General features: G+C 46.2%; 1 protein-coding gene. It reads right to left on the bottom strand.

The genetic code is table 11. From position 1 onward, the window contains the following. Positions 1 to 7: 7 nt before the first annotated feature. Positions 8 to 1,477: a hypothetical protein gene (locus KDK18_RS01080; protein WP_257252567.1), complete on the bottom strand. Its 1,470-nt coding sequence runs from the start codon at positions 1,475 to 1,477 to the stop codon at positions 8 to 10. Between the last annotated feature and the right edge of the window lie 202 nt (positions 1,478 to 1,679).

The raw sequence follows: 1,679 nt of genomic DNA, 5'->3' as shown, positions 1-1,679 counted from the left end.
GGCAAGATCAACAGGTTTGCGTTTTCGATGTCTTCTTTTGTGATCCAGAAGGGCTCTGGCATTTTTGCAGACCTTTGTGCATTGCCGCTGCTGGCCGTCTTCCCCGACCACTGTTTCGCCAAAGGCTTTTGCCCGGTGTGGTGTTTTTTTTGTGATTTGCCATTAGTACAGCATTCTTAAAGACCATTCCACATTTTTGCTGACCATCCTTCCCTACCGCGAGCAGGTTACAGATTTTTTGCCCGGTGTGGTATCTGCTTTTGTGATCCGTCAGGGCCAGGGCACTTCTGCAGACATTGCCGCATGGCCGCTGCTGGCCATCCTTCCCGACCACTGTTGCGTCGCAGATTTTTTGTCCGGTGTGGCATCTTCTTTTGTGATCCGAGAGGGCTTTAATACTGTTGAAGAGCCTTCCACATGGCCGTTGCTGACCGTTCTTCATGTCCGCCGTCTCGCCACAGGTTTGTTGCCCGGTGCTGTCTGTTCTTTTGCGGTTCGGTAGGGCTTGTTGGCAATCAGGTGAAGTCCCCATTGGATATGTGGAATCGGTCAGCGAACAGGAAACCCTGTTTTTTTCAGGAAGTGTATTATTACTCAGACTGAGTAACCCGTGGATTATAATCGAGTCATTAGCGGCGACAAGCAAACTCCATTGCCTTGGCTCACTGAGTGGCTCGACAGGGTCAGTTATACAGACTGCTTTTGCACTCATTAACTGTGAAGATTTGTCTGTCGAACTTTCTTCAGCATTTAGCGGCCAATTATTGGATCTTCTGTTATCGAATGATGGTCGGTAACTGCAAATGCCATGACAGGGATGGAGGAAACAATTTAATCCCAAAGTATGAGAGTGTTCTTGAGGATTTCCGTTACCGCCATCATAGTCAGTAGTATTCAGTGGATGGGTAAAAGAGCCAGTCAGTTGAGTGGTTGCTCCTGAAGTTATCTGACAGGAAGATTCTGTTGGCTGACTTTGTGGTGGGTTATGTCCGGAACCCGGCATCATAGTGATGGTGGCAAAGGGTTGATCCTGACTGGTCTCTTTTTGTTTGATCGGGTTAAAAAACGGTGATGCCGGGTTCCAATAGCTTATTAAAAGCCAGCCGACAGCGACAAACACTTCTTCAGATGGCCATGAATAAGGAGCTGAGTCTGGAGAGACGTTTTTGGTAGTCAGTATCAATTCGTAACCCACCAACAGGTTTGTGGCACGAAGCCATCGCCATGAAATCGACTCAATAAGTGTCGTTTTTATCCAGCAGTCAGTTTTGTCATCAGATGTTGAATCCAGTACTGCATGGTCGTTTATGTCGGTCGTGTCTGACGGGCTGTCTGGCAATATATGTTGGCCACGCTTTATAGAAAAGCTCTGGTTGGGAGAACCTTTTTTCTGTTCAAACTCAACAACAAAATGTCTTGTCAACGTTTGAGCCTGACAGATGACAAACGACATCTGTAGCAGTAGCAACATTACCATAAAGAGTGAGTGTTTAATGATTCTATCCTTGCATTCACGTTTACAGAAAAGAAGGATAGATCAAGAAAAAAATGTGTTTCCTACCAAAAAGCTCTTTGTAGGGGACAATTTCGTAACGAATCTTGATATAAAAGACACCATCCAGTTAACGACCATTCTGGCAATATCATCAAGCTCCATGCCACTCCGGGCGAAGAAGCGC

It is taken from the genome of Endozoicomonas sp. SESOKO3 (assembly GCF_024606255.1).
This window is presented reverse-complemented; position numbering and strand designations above follow the sequence as displayed.

Coding starts and splice junctions, on each gene's coding strand:
- KDK18_RS01080 (WP_257252567.1), bottom strand. CDS start 1,477: ATGGTAATGTTGCTACTGCTACAGATGTCGTTTGTCATCTGTCAGGCT.